General features: G+C 40.4%; 1 protein-coding gene. It reads right to left on the bottom strand.

Annotated features, from left to right (window positions below; translation table 11 throughout):
- Positions 1-1,401: oleate hydratase (locus JFC05_RS12615; RefSeq protein WP_198337135.1), on the bottom strand; the 1,401-nt coding region annotated here is incomplete at both ends.

Below are 1,401 nucleotides of genomic sequence, written 5' to 3'. Positions count from 1 at the left end.
GAGTCATTACGCTTCGTTTCTTCCTGACTATCTAGATGGGTAGGTGGCAAGATATGCTCATAGTAGGTATCTTTTAATAGCTTACGTAATAAGCCTTCTCCAATAAATCCTTTACCATCATTTAGCGTATTTGCCGCTCGTAATAGGTGACGAATGTCATATTGCGATGGATCTATATCAGGTACCTGTTTTTTGATATTCAGTAGGCTATATACCGCGACTCTAGCCGTACGAACAGAGCTTTCGACGGTGAATACCACATCATTTCTAGTTTCGACAAATTGTCCTACTAAGCCTAGATTAGTACAACCTTGCGGTACAATTTCAGGGCGGTCGCCTTGCGCACGTACCATAAACTGTGAGGTGATATATGGCATATAAGTAGATCTAACAATGGTATTGTCAACCACGCCGTCTAACTCATTGATAATACCAAGGTGGTGGCAGAGCTCTGCTAAAATCTCATTACCTGTACATTCTGGCATTGGTTTCTTAATATAATTGCCATCTTTATCCATCAGCAAACTATACACCCAAAGTACTAAGGTGTCCTTTGGTTGATCAGGGAAATGCGGCTGACGGTTACAAGTAAAGCTCATTACCCAGTTAGAATCGGTAAAGGTGACGATACCACCTGTCGCTGTTTTACCTGAGTATGGATCATTAACAGACAGCTCTTTAACCTTATCTACCAATGCAGAAGGCTTACAAGTCAGTGTGGCTGACATCCATGCAGACTCATTCACATTACCATTGAATTTTCCAGGATGACCAAAGACGCTGGACTTATGAGCAAGATTGTTCCAAAGCGTCCAACCTTTTGATTGCCCTTGATTGTCTAACATAGCATCTAGGTTTGGCGCAGAATCGTTATCACCATATCGTGTATCATCAGTCATTGTGCCTGTGGTTGCTACTACATAATCATTCTCTGTAATAGTAATACGGGTAGGCTTACCACCTACTTCTGCAATGATGGCTTTGACCGTTTTGGTTGGCTCATTAGCTGAACCCTTAACAGATTCATGGTCATCAGCTTGATTAAACTCAATATCTAAATCCGTCACCGAAGTATCGTATTGGAATTTAACCCCTTTTTCGATGAGATAGTTACGTAGCGGTACGATAAACCCATCATATTGATTGTATTTTGGAAATACTAGCATCGACATATTATGCAGACCATCTAAGTCATGCAAAAAGCGGTGCATATATAGTTTTAACTCAAGCAAGCTGTGCCATTTTTCAAAGGCAAACATGGTGCTCCAAAGTATCCAGAAGTTACTTTCAAAGAAGCTGTCGCTAAAGTAATCATTGACTCGCACATCATCTAATTCTTCTTTGCGTTTTAGTAGTAGACGTATCAATGCTAATTGGTCAGATTTTTTTAGAGTAACACCA

It is taken from the genome of Psychrobacter celer (assembly GCF_016107555.1).
In the GTDB taxonomy this organism is placed as follows: domain Bacteria; phylum Pseudomonadota; class Gammaproteobacteria; order Pseudomonadales; family Moraxellaceae; genus Psychrobacter; species Psychrobacter celer.
The sequence above is the reverse complement of the archived record's forward strand: the minus strand, read 5'-3'. Positions and strand labels throughout refer to the sequence as shown.